Origin of the sequence: Amycolatopsis sp. NPDC023774, from assembly GCF_040639695.1 — a bacterium.
Taxonomy (GTDB): Bacteria; Actinomycetota; Actinomycetes; order Mycobacteriales; family Pseudonocardiaceae; genus Amycolatopsis.
In genome coordinates, this window is the sequence record NZ_JBFAAJ010000050.1 from 1 (window position 1) to 18,180 (window position 18,180).

Annotated in this window: 16 protein-coding genes and 3 pseudogenes; 11 read left to right on the plus strand and 8 right to left on the minus strand. The window is 67.8% G+C overall.

Annotation, left to right across the window (positions count from 1 at the left end; translation table 11 throughout):
• Positions 1-168: pseudogene (locus AB0F91_RS44030) on the minus strand (IS5/IS1182 family transposase); the annotation flags it as partial.
• Between the two features lie 148 nt (positions 169-316).
• On the opposite strand from AB0F91_RS44030, the gene AB0F91_RS44035 reads away from it, so the two are divergent.
• Complete coding sequence (locus tag AB0F91_RS44035; protein WP_360607941.1) at positions 317-1,174, plus strand: SGNH/GDSL hydrolase family protein; 858 nt, start codon at positions 317-319, stop codon at positions 1,172-1,174.
• Positions 1,175-1,574: 400 nt separating this feature from the next.
• Here AB0F91_RS44035 and AB0F91_RS44040 read toward each other — a convergent pair whose 3' ends face one another.
• Positions 1,575-1,826 carry a PLD nuclease N-terminal domain-containing protein gene (locus AB0F91_RS44040; protein WP_360607943.1) on the minus strand — a complete coding sequence of 84 codons (252 nt, stop codon included), beginning with the start codon at positions 1,824-1,826 and terminating at the stop codon, positions 1,575-1,577.
• Between the two features lie 939 nt (positions 1,827-2,765).
• Here AB0F91_RS44040 and AB0F91_RS44045 point away from each other — a divergent pair.
• Both AB0F91_RS44045 and AB0F91_RS44050 read left to right on the plus strand, forming a co-directional pair.
• Positions 2,766-2,843, plus strand: a pseudogene (locus AB0F91_RS44045) (IS21-like element ISAau2 family helper ATPase IstB); the annotation flags it as partial.
• 35 nt (positions 2,844-2,878) lie between these two features.
• Positions 2,879-3,226, plus strand: a complete 348-nt coding sequence (locus AB0F91_RS44050; protein ID WP_360607945.1) for a hypothetical protein — start codon at positions 2,879-2,881, stop codon at positions 3,224-3,226.
• Between the two features lie 217 nt (positions 3,227-3,443).
• Here the strand turns inward: AB0F91_RS44050 and AB0F91_RS44055 are convergent, their stop codons facing one another.
• Positions 3,444-4,160, minus strand: coding sequence for a hypothetical protein (locus AB0F91_RS44055; RefSeq protein ID WP_360607947.1), 717 nt, complete (start codon positions 4,158-4,160; stop codon positions 3,444-3,446).
• Between the two features lie 420 nt (positions 4,161-4,580).
• Complete coding sequence (locus tag AB0F91_RS44060; RefSeq protein WP_360607949.1) at positions 4,581-5,036, minus strand: VOC family protein; 456 nt, start codon at positions 5,034-5,036, stop codon at positions 4,581-4,583.
• Positions 5,037-5,398: 362 nt separating this feature from the next.
• Between AB0F91_RS44060 and AB0F91_RS44065 the strand changes: the two genes are divergently transcribed.
• From AB0F91_RS44065 to AB0F91_RS44095, 7 genes are all read left to right on the plus strand, one after another.
• Positions 5,399-6,289, plus strand: a complete 891-nt coding sequence (locus tag AB0F91_RS44065) for a PDR/VanB family oxidoreductase (RefSeq protein WP_360607951.1) — start codon at positions 5,399-5,401, stop codon at positions 6,287-6,289.
• 11 nt (positions 6,290-6,300) lie between these two features.
• A complete protein-coding gene (locus AB0F91_RS44070) occupies positions 6,301-6,990 on the plus strand; it encodes a type 1 glutamine amidotransferase (protein WP_360607953.1) in 690 nt (229 codons plus the stop codon).
• Positions 6,987-8,288 (plus strand): amidohydrolase, encoded by a 1,302-nt coding sequence (locus tag AB0F91_RS44075; protein ID WP_360607955.1) that lies wholly within the window; start codon positions 6,987-6,989, stop codon positions 8,286-8,288. The genes AB0F91_RS44070 and AB0F91_RS44075 overlap by 4 nt, the downstream gene beginning before the upstream one ends.
• Before the next feature lie 25 nt (positions 8,289-8,313).
• The gene (locus AB0F91_RS44080) at positions 8,314-9,570 is read left to right on the plus strand and encodes an aromatic acid/H+ symport family MFS transporter (protein WP_360607957.1); all 1,257 of its coding nucleotides are present in this window, start codon (positions 8,314-8,316) and stop codon (positions 9,568-9,570) included.
• A 511-nt stretch (positions 9,571-10,081) separates the two neighbouring features.
• Positions 10,082-10,756: a UbiX family flavin prenyltransferase gene (locus AB0F91_RS44085; protein WP_360607959.1), complete on the plus strand. Its 675-nt coding sequence runs from the start codon at positions 10,082-10,084 to the stop codon at positions 10,754-10,756.
• A 2-nt stretch (positions 10,757-10,758) separates the two neighbouring features.
• Complete coding sequence (locus AB0F91_RS44090) at positions 10,759-12,348, plus strand: UbiD family decarboxylase (protein ID WP_360607961.1); 1,590 nt, start codon at positions 10,759-10,761, stop codon at positions 12,346-12,348.
• A 132-nt stretch (positions 12,349-12,480) separates the two neighbouring features.
• The gene (locus AB0F91_RS44095; RefSeq protein WP_360607963.1) at positions 12,481-13,479 is read left to right on the plus strand and encodes an LLM class flavin-dependent oxidoreductase; all 999 of its coding nucleotides are present in this window, start codon (positions 12,481-12,483) and stop codon (positions 13,477-13,479) included.
• Between the two features lie 388 nt (positions 13,480-13,867).
• Here the strand turns inward: AB0F91_RS44095 and AB0F91_RS44100 are convergent, their stop codons facing one another.
• The 4 genes and pseudogenes from AB0F91_RS44100 to AB0F91_RS44115 form a co-directional block, all read right to left on the minus strand.
• A complete protein-coding gene (locus AB0F91_RS44100; RefSeq protein WP_360607965.1) occupies positions 13,868-14,047 on the minus strand; it encodes a transposase in 180 nt (59 codons plus the stop codon).
• Positions 14,048-14,184: 137 nt separating this feature from the next.
• Positions 14,185-14,798: pseudogene (locus tag AB0F91_RS44105) on the minus strand (IS5 family transposase); the annotation flags it as partial.
• Positions 14,725-15,519 carry a UbiD family decarboxylase domain-containing protein gene (locus tag AB0F91_RS44110; RefSeq protein WP_360607967.1) on the minus strand — a complete coding sequence of 265 codons (795 nt, stop codon included), beginning with the start codon at positions 15,517-15,519 and terminating at the stop codon, positions 14,725-14,727. The pseudogene AB0F91_RS44105 and the gene AB0F91_RS44110, both read right to left, overlap by 74 nt.
• A gap of 526 nt (positions 15,520-16,045) precedes the next feature.
• Positions 16,046-17,008 (minus strand): alpha/beta hydrolase, encoded by a 963-nt coding sequence (locus tag AB0F91_RS44115; protein WP_360607969.1) that lies wholly within the window; start codon positions 17,006-17,008, stop codon positions 16,046-16,048.
• A gap of 286 nt (positions 17,009-17,294) precedes the next feature.
• Here AB0F91_RS44115 and AB0F91_RS44120 point away from each other — a divergent pair, with 286 nt between their 5' ends.
• Entirely contained in the window at positions 17,295-18,014 is a 720-nt protein-coding gene (locus tag AB0F91_RS44120; protein WP_360607971.1) for a hypothetical protein, read from the plus strand.
• Positions 18,015-18,180: the final 166 nt, after the last annotated feature.

Genomic DNA, 18,180 nt, shown 5'->3' on the forward strand with positions numbered 1-18,180 from the left:
GCGGCGTTGCTGCAGGACGTGGTGCAGGTCCGGGGCGTGGGCGGCGAGCGCGGTGATGGTTTCGTGCAGGTAGCGGTAGGCGGTGGCCACGCTGATCTGGTGGTCGATGGCCACGCGATGGACCGGGGTGGCATCACGGAACCACCGCAGGGCCACGTCCGCGGTGATGATCGTCTCGTCGGTCCCTGTGCCGACGAAGTCCGCGTGAACCACCCGGCGGTCGTGAACGTGCCCCCTGTTGAGGTGGTCTTGTCCTTGGTTCGACCGATGAGGGGGAAAAGTGAAACTGAAACGCACATGGCTTGCCCTGCCGGCCGTGGTCGTGGCCGCGGTGTTCTCGATCACCGGTGTCGCGACCGCATCGTCGGCGAGTCAGAGTCCAGGAAGCACGGACTACTACCTGTCTCTCGGGGACTCTCTGTCGGTCGGTTTCCAGCCTGACGCCCACGGCGTGGGCAGGCCGACCGATCACGGCTTCGATCACGATCTGCTCCCCGGTCTGCGACTTGTCAGCCTGCTGCACGGTCGGAACCTGAACCTGGCCGAACTCGGTTGTCCTAGCGAGACGACAACCACGATGATCAACGGTGGGATCTGCACCTACCCCCACGCCCGGTCGCAGCTGGATGCCGCGATCACGTTCCTGACCCAGCACCGCGGCCACGTTCCGCTGGTCACGATCAGCATCGGCGCGAGCGACGTGGAGGACTGCGGGTCTGCCACGGGCATCGACGCCGCCTGCTTGCAACGAGGACTGGCGGACATCCAGACCAACCTGACCACGATCGTCACCGCGCTCAAAAAGGCCGACCCGGGTACGAACACCCGGTTCATCGGCCTGAACGAATACGACCCGTTTTTGGCGGCGTTCCTCCAGGGCGCCGCGGGACAACAGCTTGCGATGCAGTCGGTCACGGTGGTCGACCAGCTCAACAAACTACTCGCGGCCGCCTACGGCCAAGCCGGCTTCCGGGTCGCCGACGTGGCATCCGCCTACCGGATCGACGACTTCGCCGACCAGACAACGCTGCCCGGCCACGGCCAGGTTCCGGTGAATGTCGCCAACCTCTGCAAGTTGACCTTCGAGTGTGATCCGGCTCCGGTCGGACCGAACATCCACCCTCGCGACTCCGGCTACCTGACGATGGCGGGCGCCGTAGCCGCGAAGCTCTGAGCGAGACGATGGAAACGAACGCGGCGGCGGGGTCGAGGGCGCCCTCGACCCCGCCAGTAGTTGTCCGACGCGGGTTACGGGTGCCGGCACGAAATGCCGTCCCAGAACGGGCCCAGGCCGCGCCGCTGCTGCCTCGGCGGAGGCGGGGGCATCCAGCCACCAACCCACCCTCCGGCGCGTGTTCTACCGTCTGATCGCCACAAACGGTGGGCCCAGCCCTTCCACGTACGCCGCCCCACCGCCCGTGGAGGCGGTCCCGCCGGGCGACGCTTGCCCCGCAAGCCCCCGCACGCCGGTGGGGCGGCGTACGCGTGTTGGACCGGGCCCGTGTCGCTGCCATGCCCCCACCGGGTGTGGCCACCGCGGGCGGCGGGCGGGGCCGCGGCCCGGCCCACTGGGATCATCCCGCTGATGCGGCGGGCCCCCCGGCTTCGGCGCTGCGCCGGCCCACCAGGAACCACAGCAGCGGCCCGAGAATCGGCGCGCAGAACGCGAACACGATCCAGACGAGTCTCATGCCGCCGGTCAGCGGGCTACCCAGGATGCTGACAAGCGCGGCCACGAAAAAGATCACGGTGATCAGGCACAGTGCCACGATTCCCACGGCCACGGCGACGTGCGCGCCATCGGTTGCGGCCAGTGCGGTGGGCAAGTTCATCGGTACCTCTCTCGGGTTCTTCTCGGTCCGCGGCAGACCTCCACGCGATCACCACCTGGACCAAGACACGGTCAGACACGTTTTCAAGATGGTCGTGTGGTCGCGGCCAGCTCAGGGGGGCTGCGGCCATGGCCCAGCACCGCACAACTACGGTCGGCGTCCCCCGGGCGAGTGATCATGGCCGGGAGATACCCCACCGCCGCGAGCCCCAACCTGGTGACTGTCCACGAGGCCCGCCCAGGGGCGGTGGCGCGAGATGTCCGGGACCCCAGTAAGCACGTCGGTGACGAACTGCTCGGCGACGTCGCGCAGCTTGAGGTTGGGGTGCTGGGATTGCTGGTCAGCCGCTCGAACGTGTCGGCGGTGATGCGGTGCAGTGCCATGGGGGTGCCTTTGGCCTGGTCAATGACTGGGCGGGAAGGACAGAGCCCGACAGTTGCTGATCGAGATGGTGCCAGCAGCACTCGGCGGTGGAGTTCGACGACGCCATCGCGGTGGTGTCGCTGGGCTGAACGGCCCGCCTCGTTGCGTACGTAGTTTCTCGGTAAGACTCCCGATGTGTGGACCGCCAGCAAGAAGCAACGCTTCAGGGGTACGAAGCGAAACCGACACGGAGGTCCCCGATGGCGATCGACTGCCCTCGCCAGCCGTGCCCGGTCTGCTTCCGGTCCACCGTCCTCATCAGTCACTGGTGGGGCCGGCAGTGGACGCACGTGGGTACCTGGCGCCCCGGCTGCGCGCCGGCCGGACCCGACCGGGAAACACCGCGTTCCCCCGCACCGGACACCAGACCACCAGCACGGGATCTGGCCGCCTGAAAGAAACTCTCCGCCACCGCGGAAAGAGATGCTCACTCTCCCGCCGACCGACGAGTGAGCCGCTCCACCGAACCCCGTACCGCGCGCCTCCTCCACGGTACGGGGTTCGGTGTGTCAGTGCGAGGTCGCAGCGCGGGAGTCTCACGGCGGCGGGGGCCGGATCCGTTCAGCCCGGTTCCCGGCCCGCAAGTCACGCGGACCTGTTCTTCCAGCTCGTGTCATCCCGCTGTGAGCGGGACGGCTGCGACACAGGTAGGGGTCGCCGTAGCATCCGCAGAAAATCGCCACGACGAGCACGAAGGCGGCAACTCGCACATGCCGGTCCTCTCGGGGTATCGGCGCATGCTGCTGGGCTACCAAGCCGTTGTGGCCGACCGTAAAGCCTGCGAAGGCGACAGCGCCTTCGGCACCTGCCGCTTCGAGATCGCCGGCCTGCAGAAGATCCTCGACGCGGCCTGGCGGCCGGGGACCCGGCTGGCGGATCCGGAAAATGCTCCTTCGGACGCCGAAGGAGCACGAGCACTAATCCACTTCGACGACGCATCTCGGGACCTGATGCCGTCTCGTCGTAGTTGACCCGGGGCGGAACGGCGTCCCGGGTCGTTGGCCGGCAGCTCAGGACTCGATTGCGCGGCAGGACTGTCGGAAGACGTGGTATTGCTGCGGCGTCGCAGCCGTCCCAACGGCTTCGAGGCTCGGCCGGTTTTCCGGCCGGGCCTTCTTTATTCCTGGGGAACTACTCGTCGTGGTCATCAGGGGCGCGTACGGAAGTGAATGTCCCTCTAAGTGTTGGTCAGGTCGAGGCGGGCGGCGGTGTTGCCGGCTGATCGGGACGGGCGGCGCCAATGAGGCCGCCGGCGCAGACCCAGCAGATCCAGACCGCGGCCAGCAGCCGCCACAATGGTTCCAGGCGGGTGAGCGGGACCAGGACGATCGACCCCAGCGACACCGCCAGCAGCGGGGCGATCACCAGTCCCGCGCGCCAGGGCAACCGGGGCCCCAGCCCGGCGCCGGCCGCGCCCCTGGACACTGACCAGATCAGCAGGGCCAGCCCGGCCAGGTGCAGCGCGCCGCCGGTGCTCAGGATCAGCCGCCCGAACACCCGCACAATGCTGTCGTCCGCGTCCGCACCGAGGATCACCATCAGCACCGACAGCAGCGCCGACACGGCCAGCGAGGCTGCCGCGAGCCCATATCCGACCCGGCAGGCACGCCGGTGGGCCGGACTGATCCGGGCGGCGAGCCCGGCGCCGAACCGAGCCAGGCCGACAGCCGCGACCAGCTGCAACGCCGATGCCACGAGCACCGACGCCCGGCTGTCCGTGTAGTACTCCCGCAGTTCACTTGGCGAGGCCCCGGGAAGGTAGAGCGAGACCCTTGCCAGCGCTGCACCAGCGACGAGACTGCCGACGAAGCAGGTCACGAAGACCACACCGCCCAGCCGCCAACCCTGCCGTAATTGTCCGACCTCGACCACGGTCGTGCCCCCATCCTCGGCGTGCCGGCGCATTCGACGGCCTGGTCGCCGAGAGTGGCGCAAAGCCGCTGGGTGCGGCATCCGCCACGCGTCGACACCCGCGCATACGTACAGGGGCGTAGCAACCTGCGCGGACCGCGCAGGCCCGGGCAAGGCCGCAGCCCAGCGCGGTGTCGTCCCGAAGCGCACCTCACGGGTTCGCCGAATGGCTGCCGCTGCCGTCGGTGGGAGAACCGCGGTACTGCGAGCACGTGCTCGACGCGGCCGCGCTGCTCACGTCGTAGGGCGGCCGCCGAGACCGACGCTCAGCCTTCCTAGTTCGTCGTCGCGGCACTCGGTGCATCCTCGTCGAACCCGGCCCGGGCGGCCTTGTGCAGGTCGGCCGCGTACTTCTTCCCTGCGGCTGTTCAACCAGGGCACCCGGCGCACGCCCAGTGCTGTCGTCGCGCGCCCTCAGGAGGCGGCTTGGACGAGTTCCACGATGGTGCCGTCCGGGTCGCTCATATACAGAAAGGTCATCCCCTTGGCCGGGCCCTCCTGCCTGACCCGCGGCGTCCCATGGCTGCGCCATCCAGCTGCAGCGCAATCCCGCAGCACGGCCTCGATGTCGTCCACGAACAACGCAACGTGCATCGAACCGACATCAAAGGGACGTGGCCGCAAATGCTGCCGATCGGCCGGCTGCGTGTACTCCAACAGCTCGATCTGGCCTCCGCCACCGGGAACCTCGAGAATGGCGAACGACATGGCGCCTCCACGGACGCCGGTGATCTCTTCGAGCGCCTCGCCGGCCACGTCGTCGCGCAGCACGACCTTGAGCCCGAGGACGTCCCTCCAAAACGACAGCGACCTTTCGAGGTCGACGACCGTGATTCCCGTGTGCGCGGTACCAAGGACCTGAAATGACATGAGTACTCCGAGCGACTTCGACTTCCTGGGACACCTCCACCGTGTCACAAGTCGATCACCGAGGACCTATCGAGCCGTCAAGCTCACCTGTGACATTGCCGCCCGATCGACCCACCTTGGCCTTTGTAGCCAACATCGCGCACGCAAGCGCACGCCGCGAAGAGGAGGTCGCAGAGCTCAAGGTTCGATCGCCGGCCGCAGTCCCTTTCCGGCGTACTCGGTTCCCGCCCCTAGGACCCGCCGAAAGGTCGCGTTGTTCGTCTTCGGCTGCACCGAGCAGCGCTCCTGCGCGCTCAACGCCCGCACCGAATACGGCCAGCGCATCGTTGCCCGACGCCTACGACCGCACGCGGGACTGAGGCATGGGGTTCATCAAGAAGTTCGGGCTCTGGACCGAGGAGCAGCAGGAAGCGGCGAGAGCCGTCCTGGCGCGGGTCGGCGCGGAGGGCCTGCGGACGATTCGCGTGTCCTTTGTGGATCAGCACGGGATCCTGTGCCACTGCGTGATCGCCATGGTGGAGCTCAGCGGGCTCGCCAACCAGCTCGCCGCGCTGAGCCTGCTCCTGGTGGGGAAGACGCTCGTGGTGAACCACGTGCGCAACCACTTCCCGCTCGACACCGCGGACTCGTACCTGCTGATCGCCGGCGGCATCGGCGTCACGCCACTCGTGCCGATGGCGCGCGAGCTCGCCGCACGCGGCGCCGACTGGTCGGCGGTCTACTGCGGCCACGGCGCGCACACCATGGCGTTTCGCGAGGAGCTCACACGCGTCGGCGGCGACCGCGTGTCCTTTGTGGACACCACGGTCGCGCCGCGGCCGGACCTCAAGGAGCTGATCGGTGCGCTGGCGCCGGGCGCGGTGGTGTACTGCTGCGGCCCGGCCGGCCTGCTCGACGCCGTCACGGAGATCTGCGAGGCCGCGGGCGTGCGCTGCGAGACCGAGCACTTCAGCGCCGCCACGCCCGACCCCGACGCCGCCCCGGGTGACGAGGTGGAGCTGGAGCTGCGCGAATCCGGCATCACCGTGGTCGCCGACGCGGACACGACGCTGCTGCAGGCCATCCGCGACGCCGGGCTCGACCTCGAGTCCGACTGCGAAGAGGGCTATTGCGGTACGTGCGAGACGCGCGTGCTCGAAGGCACACCCGACCACCGCGACGTCGTGCTCTCGAAGGCCGAGCGCGCGGCCGGCAAGACGTTCTTCCCGTGCGTGAGCCGCGCCTGCGGCCGCAAGCTCGTGCTGGACCTCTAGTGGGGACCCCGATGGCGAACCGCGCCCTGATCCTCGTACACGACCCCGCGCCCGGCCGCCGCCACCGCGTGCCCGGGGCGATCGGGCCGGCACTGTCCACTCGCGACATAAAACACGAGGTCGTGTCGCTCGTGGCCGAGGACGCCCCGGACCCCGCCGGCTACGACCTGCTCGTGGTGATGGGGTCCAGCGAGTCGGCAGCCGATGACACGGTGCCGTGGCTAGCGAAGGAGCTCGCCTTCGTGCGCGCCGCCCATGAGCGCGGTGTGCCGACGCTCGGGGTCTGCTTCGGCGGGCAGCTGCTCGCGCGGATCCTCGGCGGGAGCGTGGGGCGCGCGGCGCTGCCCGAGTTCGGGTTCACCGCCGTCGAGACCGACGACGCGGAACTCGTGCCGGCCGGGCCGTGGCTGCAGTTCCACTCCGACGCGTTCGTACCGCCACCGGGCACGGAGCTGGCGCGCAACGCCAGCGGCTCACAGGCCTTCGCGACCGGCAAGGTGCTGGGCCTGCAGTTCCACCCCGAGATGACGGCGGACACCTTCGCGAGCTGGCGCGAGCGCTGGACCTCCGCCGGCTGGGCGCCGGGGTCCGAAGTGGACGTCGAGCGGCTGCGGGCCGACATCGCGGCCGGTGAGGTGCGTGGTCTCGAGTTGTGCGACCAGCTCGTCGGTGCCTTCTGCGCCGCTACCCTCGTGGGATGATCATGACTTCCGCCTACGTCAACGGGCACTTCCTCACGTTGGACAGCGAAACGCCGGTGGCGTCGGCCGTGGCGATCCGCGACGGCCGGTTCACCGCCGTCGGTGATGACGCCGCCGTGCTCGCCCACGCCGGGCCGGACGCCGAGGTCGTCGACCTCGGCGGAGCGACCGTGATCCCGGGCTTCAACGACAGCCACTGCCACATCGAGTTCGCCGGGCAAGCCGGCCTCGTGGTCGACCTGGCGGGCGTGGGCACGGTGGCCGAGGCGCTGGCCGCGATCCGGGACTTCGCCGCCGGGCAGCCGGCGGGTGAGTGGGTGACCGGCAGCGGCTGGCACCCACCGTCGCAGCTGGTCGAGGCGCGCTACCTCACCCGCGCCGAGCTCGACGAAGCCGCGCCGCGCAACCCGGTGTTCTTGCCGACCGTCGGCCACGTGGCCATGACGAACTCCGCCGGGCTCGAGCGCGCGGGCATCGACGAGAACACGCCCGAGCCGTCCGGCGGCACGATCGAACGCGACTCGGCCGGTCGGGCGACGGGTGTGCTCTACGAACACGCCATCGACCTCGTCACCGCCGTGAAACCCGGCTGGACGACCGAGGAGCTGGAGCAGCAGTTCGCCGCCGGATTGGCGCAGGCCAACAGCTTCGGCATCACGAGCGTGCTGCAACCCTACCTGCACTCGCGCGGGATCCGCGCCCTGCAACGGCTCTGGCTCGACGGCCGGCTGACGGCGCGCGTCGGCGTGCTGTGGGCGCCCGATCCGTCCGTGTCCCTCGGCGAGTGGCGGCGCACGGTCGAGGCGACCGGCGTGTCGTCCTGGTTCGGCGACGAGTGGCTCAAGCTCGCCGGGATCAAGCTGATCTCCGACGGCGGCATGACCCTGCGCACCGCGCTGATGCGCGACGCGTATCCCGGTGACGGGCACGACCACGGCATGGCCACGATGTCGGCTGAGCACCTGGCGGATCTGGTGGTGGCCGCGCACGAGCGCGACTGGCGCCTCGGCGTGCACTGCGTCGGCGACCAGGCCGTGGACCGCGTGCTCGACGCGTTCGAAGCGGCCGACCGCGTGCGCCCGATCGCGGGCCGGCGCTTCGCGCTGATCCACGGCAGCCTCGGACGGCGCGAGCAGTTCGAACGCGCGCGCGCTCGGTGTGCGGCTGGAGCTGCAGCCGGTGTTTCTGCTTCCTCTACGTGGTGGGGATCGGTTCACCTCTCGAAGACGACCCGGCCGCCGACGACGGTCCGGACCACCTCCAAGTCCTTGATGCGGTCCGCGTCGACCCCCAGGTAGTCGTCGGACAGCACGGCGAAAAGCCATGGCAACGACGCCTACGCCTTCTCCGACCGACTCCGGCCCGGCCACGAGAGAGTCCGCTCCCGCCCGCTCCCGCTGGGTCGCGCCCCTGTGCTGGGCGGCCGTCGCACTCGAAGGGTTCGACCTCGTCGTGCTCGGGGTGGTGCTCGGGGTGGTGCTCCCGACGCGGTTGCGCAATCCCACGTGGGGCCTGACCCCGGGCACGGCAGCCGTCATCTCGTCCACCGGGCTGGTGGGGGTCATGGTCGACGCGCTCGCCATCGGGCCGCTGACCGACCGCTTCGGCCGCCGCCGCATGCTCCTGGGCACGGTCGTGGCGTTCTCGCTGCTGACGCTGGCGTGCGCGTTCGCGACCGGGCCGCTCGTGTTCGGCGTGCTGCGGTTCGTCGCTGGGCTGCCGCTCGGCGGAGTGCTCCCGGTGGCGCTCGCGATGGTCAACGACGTCGCACGATCGGCCAAGAGCGGGCGCGCCACGACCACGCTCATGACCGGCTACCACGTGGGCGCGGTGCTGACCGCGTTGTTCGGCATCGTGGTGATCCCCGCGCTCGGCTGGCAGGCCATGTTCGTGCTCGGCGCGCTGCCCGCACTGGTTTTGGTTCCGCTGATCGCCGCGCGGCTCCCGGAGTCGATGCCGGAAACGTCCGATGCGGACGGACGGCAGAACCCGGTCGCCGTCCTGTTCCGCAAGGGCAGGGTCGGCGTGACGATCGCCTTCTGGATCACGTCGTTCATGGGGCTGCTGCTCGTTTACGGTCTCAACACCTGGCTTCCGGAGATCATGCGAGCCGCCGGGTACCAGCTCGGTACGTCGCTGGCGCTGCTGCTCACGCTGAACGCCGGTGCCGTCGTGGGCATGCTGATCGCGGGTCGGGTCGCGGACCGCGTCGGCATCCGCGCCGCGACCATCGCATGGTTCGTGGCCGCGGCGGTGTTCCTCGCGTTGCTGAGCGTAAAGCTCCCGGGTGTCGGGGTATTCGTGAGCGTGCTGCCGGCCGGCATGTTCGTCTTCAGTACGCAAGTGCTCGTGTACGTCTACATCAGCCGCCGCTACCCGGCTGCCGCCCGGGCCACGGCGCTCGGCACGTTGAGTGGCGTAGGCCGGCTCGGCGCGATCACCGGGCCCCTGATGGGCGGGGCACTGCTGGGCGCCGGGGTGGCCTACCCGTGGGGCTTCTTCGCCTTCGCCGTGGTGTCGGGACTGGGCGCGATCTGCGTTTCCCTGGTCGGCCGGGCGAGCGCGAACAGGGACGGATAGGCATCCACAACTAGCTGATCTCGACTTTTCGCTCCTCGCCTGTCTTCTGGCGAGGAGCGAAGAAGTTCAATGCGCAACAATTATCTATTCCGAGCACCCATTCGAGTGAGGTTCGATCACCGCACCTATGTTCGCTCAGTGGTCAATATTCTTTCATATTTGCTCGGAATTTCGTCGAAAAATTCGGTCAATTCGAACTGTGCCGACATGGCACCGATGGACAGGGCCGATCGTACTTCCGGGAATGCCCGATGTTCACGCTTCGAAGTGGATCACGCGATATCCGTGACTGTGGCGGGTTACGCTCACCAGGCCTTCAGACCCGCTTGCCGAAGAGGCTGCCGGGATGCGGAAGGACGCCACCAAGAGGAGAGCGAAGCACCCGACAGATCGGATCACTGTTGCCGCATCAGGTTTTCCCGTCTATCCACCACCATCGCCGCGCCCTTGCTTCACCACTTCCGCCACGACGCCGAAAAGGCCGGGACTGCGGGGCCCCACCATGCGGCTAGTGGTCGCCATCACCGGGGCCACCGGATCAGTACTGGGCGTACGGCTTTTGGAAGTCCTGAAGACTTTGGATGTCGAGACACACCTGATCCTCAGTGATTGGGCGCGCGCCAACTTGAAGCTGGAAACGACATACTCCGTTAACGATGTTCGGGCACTGGCCACACACGCCTACAGTGCGCGGGACCTCGCCGCGGCCGTCTCCAGTGGCTCGTTCCTCACCGACGGCATGGTGGTGTGCCCCTGCAGCATGAAGACCCTGGCCGCGATCCGAATGGGATTCAGCGACAACCTCATCACCCGTGCCGCCGACGTCACGTTGAAAGAACGCCGGCGCCTCGTGCTCGTGGCACGCGAAGCACCGCTCAGCGAGATACACCTGGAGAACATGCACTACCTCGCACGCGCAGGCGCCGTCATCTTCCCGCCGACCGTCGCCTACTACGCCCAGCCGCGCTCGGTCGATGACGTGACCGACTACATCGTCGGGCGCGTGATCGACCAACTCGGAATCCCACACGCGACGATCAACCGCTGGAAGTCACCCGAGTCGTCGCAAGGCGACGAACACGATGATCGTCCTGCGGGCAAGAACGGAACCGCGCGCACGTTGACAGCGGCTCAACGAAGCTCCCAGCAGATGGCCAGCGGTGACAACTCGATCATGAAGGAGTAGCAGTGAGCACCAGCACCGATCGTGCAGAGGACCTCCGGCAGCAGGGTGACGACACCGGCCCTGACTTGCGCAGTTGGCTGGCCACCCTCCAGGGTGCGGGCCAACTGGCGCGCATCGGCGCCGAGGTTGATTGGAATGAGGAGATCGGCGCCATCACCCGCGCCAACCTCGCACTGCAGGGCCCTGGACTGCTGTTCGAGAACATCACCGGCCACAAGGACACGGTCTGCACCAAGTTCTTGACCTCGGCGCTCGGCAACCGCCGCCAAGTGCAGCTGATGCTCGACCTGCCTGAGGGAACTTCGGACGCGGCCATCGTCCAGCACCTGCGTGAGCGCTTCCAGAACCCCATCAAACCGCGCGTCGTCAAGAGCGGACCGGTTCAGGAGAACGTCATCGAAGGCGATGACATCGACCTCGAGCAATTCCCCGTGCCCAAGTGGCACGCCGCCGATGGCGGCCGCTACATCGACACGTTCTGCGGCGTGGTGACTGAAGACAAGTTCACCGGCCTGGAGAACGTCGGCGTGTACCGTGGGCAAATCGTCGACCGCGACAAGATCGCCAAACTTCTTGTGCCCAGCCAGGGTTATGGCGTGCACTTCGAGGAGTACAAGCCCGAACCGATGCCCGTGGCCATCGTGTACGGCTGGCACGACGTGCTGCCGTTCTGTGCCGGCAGCCCTTTCCCCAAGAACGTGTGCGAGTACGACATGATGGGTGCCCTGCTCGGGCGCCCGGTCGACCTGGTGCACTGCGAGACCGTGCCGCTGCGCGTGCCCGCCAGCGCCGAGATCGTGGTCGAAGGGTACATCGACCCCGACCCCAAGACCTGGATCATGGAGGGCCCCTTCGCCGAATACCCGGGATTCGTCGGAGCGGCCGCGCCCGCACCCGTCGTCAAGGTCACCCGCATCATGTACCGCAACGATCCGGTGATGCGCGGGACCCTGGAAGGAATCCGGCCCGGACTGACCAACGAAGACAGCATCACCAACTTCGCCCGATCGGCCATCACCTGGAACATCCTCGAGGACATCGGCATCGGCGGAATCAAGGACGTGTGGATGACCGAAGTTTCCAACGGGCAGAACACCAACGTCCAGATTCAGAAGCGCTACCGCGGCCACGCACAACAGGTCGCCTCGGCGTTGTGGGGACTGGGTTCGGCGGTGTGGTTCCACAAGAACGTCATGGTAGTCGAAGAAGACATCGACATTCACGATCCGGTGGCTCTGGACTGGGCGCTGTCCTACCGCGTCAACGCCGGCCTGGGAGACGTCGCTTTCTTCGGTCCGGGTATGGGTTCGGCTCTCGATCCGTCGACACCGCCAGAGAAGAACGACGGCAACAAGTACGGCACCGGGCAGTGGACGCGCATGCTCATCGACGCCACCCGAAACTGGGAGATCGACCCACAGCCCCAATGGGGTGGCCGCCGCTTCCCGCCCACCGACACGATCGAGCCGGAACTGGAGTCGCGGATCGCGTCCCGTTGGCAGGAGTACGGAATCGGAGTTCCCTACCTCGACGACGAGGGACGCGAACGACTCACACTGAACGAGCTCAGCAAGCGCATGCCCGAAGTGTGATCCAAGACGAACGTCACTTTCGCCGCGTGATCGCACGACCCGTACTGAGGTAACCGCACGGTGGTCCCGGCCCGCTCGGGGAAGGCGAAAGCGGGCCGGGACCGGCGCGCGACGAAGAATGGAGTGAGTTCGATGGTGGACATTCACGTCAGCGTTGCACTGCCGGCCTCGGCCGAGTCGGCCGGACACATCGCGACAGCCGAGCAGCTGGGCTACCGAAGCGCCTACGTCTATGACACGCCGTTCGAAGGCAGTGACGTATGGCTGGCGCTGCACGACGCCGCGAAGGCGACCACACGCATCAGGTTGGGTCCCGCCGTGCTGATTCCGACCTTGCGCCACCCGATGGTCAATGCCGCTCAAACGGTCTCGCTGCACCGCGAGGCACCGGGACGCGTCGTGACCTCCTTTGGCACCGGCTTCTCCAGCCGCGCCGCGACCGGGCAGCCACCGATTCCGTGGTCCTACCTGGAGGAGTACATCGGCGTTTATTCGGCGCTGCTCGCCGGTGAGTCCGCCGAATGGGAAGGAGCGCCAATCCAACTCATGCTGACCTCCACCCAGCACGTAACCCTGCCGCTCGACATCCCCCTGCTCGTCGCGGCCATCGGGCCGAAAGGGGCGAGTGTTGCCAAGCGCCTCGGTGCCGACGGGATCGTCTCGATGTTCCAGACCATCCCCCAGCAACGCGACTTCACCGAATCGGTCGTCGCCGCCCCCGGCACCGTTCTCGACGACGGCGAAGCACTGGACAGCGAACGGGTGCGATTGGCCGCCGGTCCCACCTGGGCGGGCGTGTTCCACTTCACCTACACCGCCCAGGGAGCCGACGCGGTCCGCGCCATTCCCGGCGGACCGGCCTGGCTCGAGGTCATCGAGAGCTATCCGCCTCATGAGCGGCACTTGCACATCCACCGCGGCCATATGGTGGAGATGACCGACGCCGACCTCGCCGCGTGGGACGCCGGCGGCTATGTGACTTTGGCCTCGACATTGACCGGCTGTGCCGACGTTGTGCGCCAAAAGGTGGCCGACCTGGCGAGCGCCGGTGCTACCGAGGTCATGTTCGAGCCATCCGGACCGGACATCAGCCGTGAACTCGCAAAGTTCATCGACGCCGTTCGCGGCTAACCCACCGGGTCGGGGCGCCGTGCCGGATTGGCTCCCGGCGGATTTCCCCGGCCCGCCCGCCGCACCCGGTAAGCAAGCGCTGCTCGCGCTCGCCCGCCGCTGAGTAAACGTGTTGTGGGCCCTCATCCGAGACCAACGGTGCTACCAAGCCACACCAAGTCACTGCGGCGGCTTGACAACCTCATTCGGAATCCGCTTCGACACCCCGTGACTCGGGCAAGGCCAGCGGGAACCTGCGACGCCCGCGGCGATACAGTCGCGCCTGGCTGCGAGTGTCTGCCTGTCGTGCTTCGCAAGCCTCCGACTATGCACAGCCTCGAAGTCCTACTGCGACAAAAAACGTCGTGGTTGACAAGCAGGCCCAGCAACAACGACGCGCCTCCGGAGTTCACGATCGCCCACGTGACCTCATTGACGGCGCCAGGAAGTCGCTGATCAGTTCCATTAACACGGTTTCGTCGTTGAGCACACGGCGCGACAGCAGCCGCTTTCTGTCGCTTTCGATCACCACGCAGTGGTGGTGTTCCTTGCCCACGTCCACGCCGTCCCACAGCTGGGGAATCGGCATCTCCTCTCAGTCGGTGGCTCGTGCTTCCCACAGGTGACCACGCTGGCGCTTCGCTACACATCGATTTCGTCGCACATCCCCATTGGCGACCGGGTCACCAGCGGGGCTCGGGCGGCCAATCTCCTTAAGAGCTTGTCTCATGTGGTGAGTTTGCGGAGTTTCTTGTGGCAAGTGAGGCTGGCTCCGAGGATGAGGAAGGCGAGGAAGTGCTCGGCTTTGCGTTCGTAGCGCAGCGTCAGGCGTCGGTATCCGGTGAACCAGGACATGGTCCGCTCGATCACCCAGCGATGCTTGCCGAGCTTGTCCTTGGATTCGACGCCTTTGCGGGCGATGCGGACCTTCATGCCGCGGTCGTGGACCCAGCACCGCAAGCCGGGCTGGTCGTAGGCCTTGTCGGCGAGCAGCTTGGCCGGCTTGCGCCGACGGGGACCGCGGCGGGATTTGATCGCCGGGATCGCCATGACCAGTGGTTTGAGCGCATGGGAGTCGTTCGTATTCGCGGCGGAGACCGCGACTGCGAGCGGAAGCCCGGCGCGGTCGGACAGGGCGTGGATCTTCGAGCCGGGCTTGCCGCGGTCCACCGGGCTGGGGCCGGTCATAGATCCCCCCTTTTCGCTTGCACGCAGGCACCATCCACGATCGCGCGGCTCCAGTCGATGAGGCCCTGGCTGCCGAGTTCATCCAAGAGCGCGTGGTGCAACTGCCGCCACAGCCCGGCCTTGGTCCACTGGCCGAAGCGGCGGTGTGCAGTCTGGAACGGCGGCATGATCATGCCGGAGACTACGCGCGAGGCCGAGGCGGCCTGGTTCGCGAAGCTCGAGACGAACCGGGCCAGTCGATGACCGCGCACCACAGGGGGAGTGCCGAACGCCCATGAGACGGGCGAGTTCGGGCGGCCGGTCCAGCGCCGAACCCATTCCCGGCCGAAGAAGGCGACGTCCCCCAGGCCGCCGGGGTTCACGCGATAGGACAGTGCCCAGTCCAGCGCAACCGGATCGTGGGATGTCGGCGTTTTCTTCGACCACTGTGACGTTCTTGTGGACCCACACCGACCTGCCGGTCCCCCACAACGCCGAGGCGATCTGCTGCGCGTGGCCGCGGTAATCCTTGTGGGTCTGCACCATGATGTTATGTCCAGTGGAGACCTCGGTCGTCCAGAGGTCGGCGATGCCGCCGACGCCAAGGTCCTCAAGGGTGTTCCACGTGGTGGTCGACCGGGCGAAGTTGGTAATGCTGTCCTCATTGAACAGTCCGGGCCGGAGTCTTTCCCGGGTCCCGCGCATGACCGGGTCGGTGCGGTTGATGATGCGGGTGACCTTGACGGCGGGTTGCGGCCCGGCATCGCCGAGGAATCCCGGATTTTCGGCGAAGGGGCCCTCCATCATGAAGCTCGAGGCGGCGAGGTCGATCCGCCCTCCGACCACTATTTCTGTGCTGGCCGACACGTGCAGCGGCACCGTCTCACACGCCACCAGGTCGATCGAGTTCGCGGTGGGCGGGCAGGTGACGGCCTATCCGGCTGGAGCCCCGCAAATCACCGACGCGCTGCAGTACCTGTGCCGCAGCCTGCTGCGCCGGGGTGCCGTGCGATTGCCGACCCGGCCACTGGCCAGGAAATCCACCAGGTCGGCGACCTCATCGAGCCGCGTGAACCGCCCAGTCACGGAATCCGCCGCCGCTCTTGCCGCGACGTTGCCAGGCTCGGCGCCCACCGCGCCGCCGACCGTCTCCGCGACCCCGCCCTTGCCGAGCCACAGATCGGTGGCAACCGGCGGCCAGCATGCACGGAGGCCGGCTCACCAGTCAATGTCGCCGGTGACCATTCTTTTCTCCTTTCGTGCCGCCTGAGTTTCGCCAACGGATTCACCACGGGCGCCCGATCGCGGCACGACCGAGCTTGCGGTGGCCTAGCCCGCGCGCCCATCCCCTAGGGCGCGCGGGCCGTCCCCGGCCACACGCGTCCACCCCCGTAGACGCGCGTCCCCCCGGGGGCTTGGTTCAGGCGGTTCCGAACGCGGTGCGGAGCATTGCGGTCGCCTGGGCCACGGCCGCTCGACACGCGAGGGTGTCGCTCAGCGCGTTGAGCATCATGAAGTCGTGCACCATCCCGTTGTAGCGGACGGTCGTGACGGGTACTCCCGCGGCTCGCAGCTTCGCCGCGTACGACTCGCCCTCGTCGCGCAGCACATCGACCTCGTCGACGAGGAGGAACGCGGGCGGAAGGCCGGTGAGCTGGTCATTGGTGGCGCGGCTCGGCGACGCCGTGATCTCCGCTCGCCGAGCGGGATCGGGCGTGTACTGGTCCCAGAACCACTCCATCGCCTTGGCCGACAGGTAGTAGCCGGCCGCGAACTCCTGGTAGGAGCGGGTGTCCATCGCGGCATCGGTGACCGGGTAGTACAGCGACTGGTGGACGAAGCGGACATCACCGCGGTCCTTGGCCATCAGCGTGAGCGCCGCGGTCATGTTCCCGCCGGCCGAGTCACCGGCCACCGCCATGCGCGAGACGTCGAGCCCATTCGCCGCGCCGTTGGCCGTAAGCCACTGCGCGGTCGCATAGCCCTGCTCGATCGCGACCGGGTAGCGCGCCTCCGGTGACGGCGTGTACTCCACGAAGGCAACCGCGGCGCGGGAACCGGTGGCGATCTCCCGCACCAGCCGGTCGTGGGTGAACGCGTTGCCGAGCACCCAGCCACCGCCGTGCATGTACAGCACGACGGGCAGCGCCCCGGTGACCCCCTGGGGCCGGACCAGACGCACCCGCACGTCGCCGACCGCAGCGGGCACGATGATCCACTGCTCGTCGACGGGCAGCTTGTCGACGGGCCCGGATTGCAGGTCGACCAGCACCTTGCGCCCCGCATCCGGACCCAGCTCGTAAAGAAACGGCGGCGCCGACGTCGCGTCGACGATGGCCTGGGCGGCGGGCTCCAGGACGACCGCGGGTCGAACGGTGGTCATGCGGGTTCTCCTTTACTTCGGCAGGATCGGGTTCCGCCCCCGTCGCCGGTGATCGGATCAGAGCATGGCACCGCCGCCCCACCGGTGGCACCTGTCGATACCCCGGGTGTGGTACCCGGGCGAGCGCGCCGGTGCGCACCACGGGTTTCGCGTCACCGGGGAGATATGCGGGTCCGCCCGGAGCCGGGTTTTGGCCCACTTGACTCAGAAAACCGGCGCAACCGGGGCGAGGAGAACAGAGCCTCCGCTCCGGCCGCTGAAGACACACGTAAGCAGGTGTTGGCCCATGACTATGGTTTCACTGGCTTTGCACGCCCGGGACGTCCCCATCCTCACCGACGCCGCCACCGAGTCGGACCTCGCCTACGGGCACCTCGCGGACTGCGACCCGATCATGCGGTTGCTCGTCGGCGAGTTCGGGCATCCGGATCCCTTCGGGAAGTGCGAGGAGGCGGGAATGGGTGACCACTTCGCGGCGTTGGTCCGCTACGCCAGCTCTCTTCCTCCACAGGTCTCGTCGACTTCGACCCTGTATGTGCGGATTCGCCGCGCGACGCAAGGATTTCCTTCGGCGGTCAAGGTCGCCGCTCTCGGGGCGGGACGCCTCGCCGCGCTCGGTCTGCCCTACGAGGAAGCCGATCGGCTTGTGCGCCTCGCACGGGCCCAACTGGACTGCCGCGTCGATTTGAACACGCTGTCCGGCAGGAACGACAGGCAGGTTCGTGCCCTCCTTGCCGATTACGGGATCTCGCAGCGGGTGGCGGAACTGTTCCTGATCCGCCGCCTCAACCGGCCGGACGTGCTTCCGGTCGACGACCGCGTGATCGCCGAGGTCATCGGGCATACCTGGTTGCGCAGTAGCGCGCCCGGCGCCGGGCTGGTGAACCACCTCGGACTGCGGTGGGCGCCGTTCCGCACCTACGCGGCCGCGCTGCTCTGGACGTTGTCGCGAGCGGAGGCCCGCACGCGAGACCTGATCGTGCAGCGGGGAAGGGGCGTCCTGTGATTGCGGCGACCAGCGGTGAGCTGCCAAGCCGGTCCCGGTCACCCCACCGCGAGACGCCGATTCCCTTGGTCACCCGGTGGTCTGAGGTGGGCGCGTGCACTGGGTGCCGCCGGGCGACCGAGCAGACCCTGTTCTACCGCGATGCGTCAGCGACGCGGTTCACCGC

Bases quoted from the DNA above. Each gene is read 5' to 3' on its own strand.
- AB0F91_RS44070 (WP_360607953.1), top strand. From the start codon at position 6,301: ATGGCGAACCGCGCCCTGATCCTCGTACACGACCCCGCGCCCGGCCGC.
- AB0F91_RS44120 (WP_360607971.1), top strand. From the start codon at position 17,295: ATGACTATGGTTTCACTGGCTTTGCACGCCCGGGACGTCCCCATCCTC.
- AB0F91_RS44065 (WP_360607951.1), top strand. From the start codon at position 5,399: ATGGGGTTCATCAAGAAGTTCGGGCTCTGGACCGAGGAGCAGCAGGAA.
- AB0F91_RS44080 (WP_360607957.1), top strand. From the start codon at position 8,314: ATGGCAACGACGCCTACGCCTTCTCCGACCGACTCCGGCCCGGCCACG.
- AB0F91_RS44095 (WP_360607963.1), top strand. From the start codon at position 12,481: ATGGTGGACATTCACGTCAGCGTTGCACTGCCGGCCTCGGCCGAGTCG.
- AB0F91_RS44075 (WP_360607955.1), top strand. From the start codon at position 6,987: ATGATCATGACTTCCGCCTACGTCAACGGGCACTTCCTCACGTTGGAC.
- AB0F91_RS44100 (WP_360607965.1), bottom strand. From the start codon at position 14,047: ATGCCGATTCCCCAGCTGTGGGACGGCGTGGACGTGGGCAAGGAACAC.
- AB0F91_RS44055 (WP_360607947.1), bottom strand. From the start codon at position 4,160: ATGCGCCGGCACGCCGAGGATGGGGGCACGACCGTGGTCGAGGTCGGA.
- AB0F91_RS44060 (WP_360607949.1), bottom strand. From the start codon at position 5,036: ATGTCATTTCAGGTCCTTGGTACCGCGCACACGGGAATCACGGTCGTC.
- AB0F91_RS44115 (WP_360607969.1), bottom strand. From the start codon at position 17,008: ATGACCACCGTTCGACCCGCGGTCGTCCTGGAGCCCGCCGCCCAGGCC.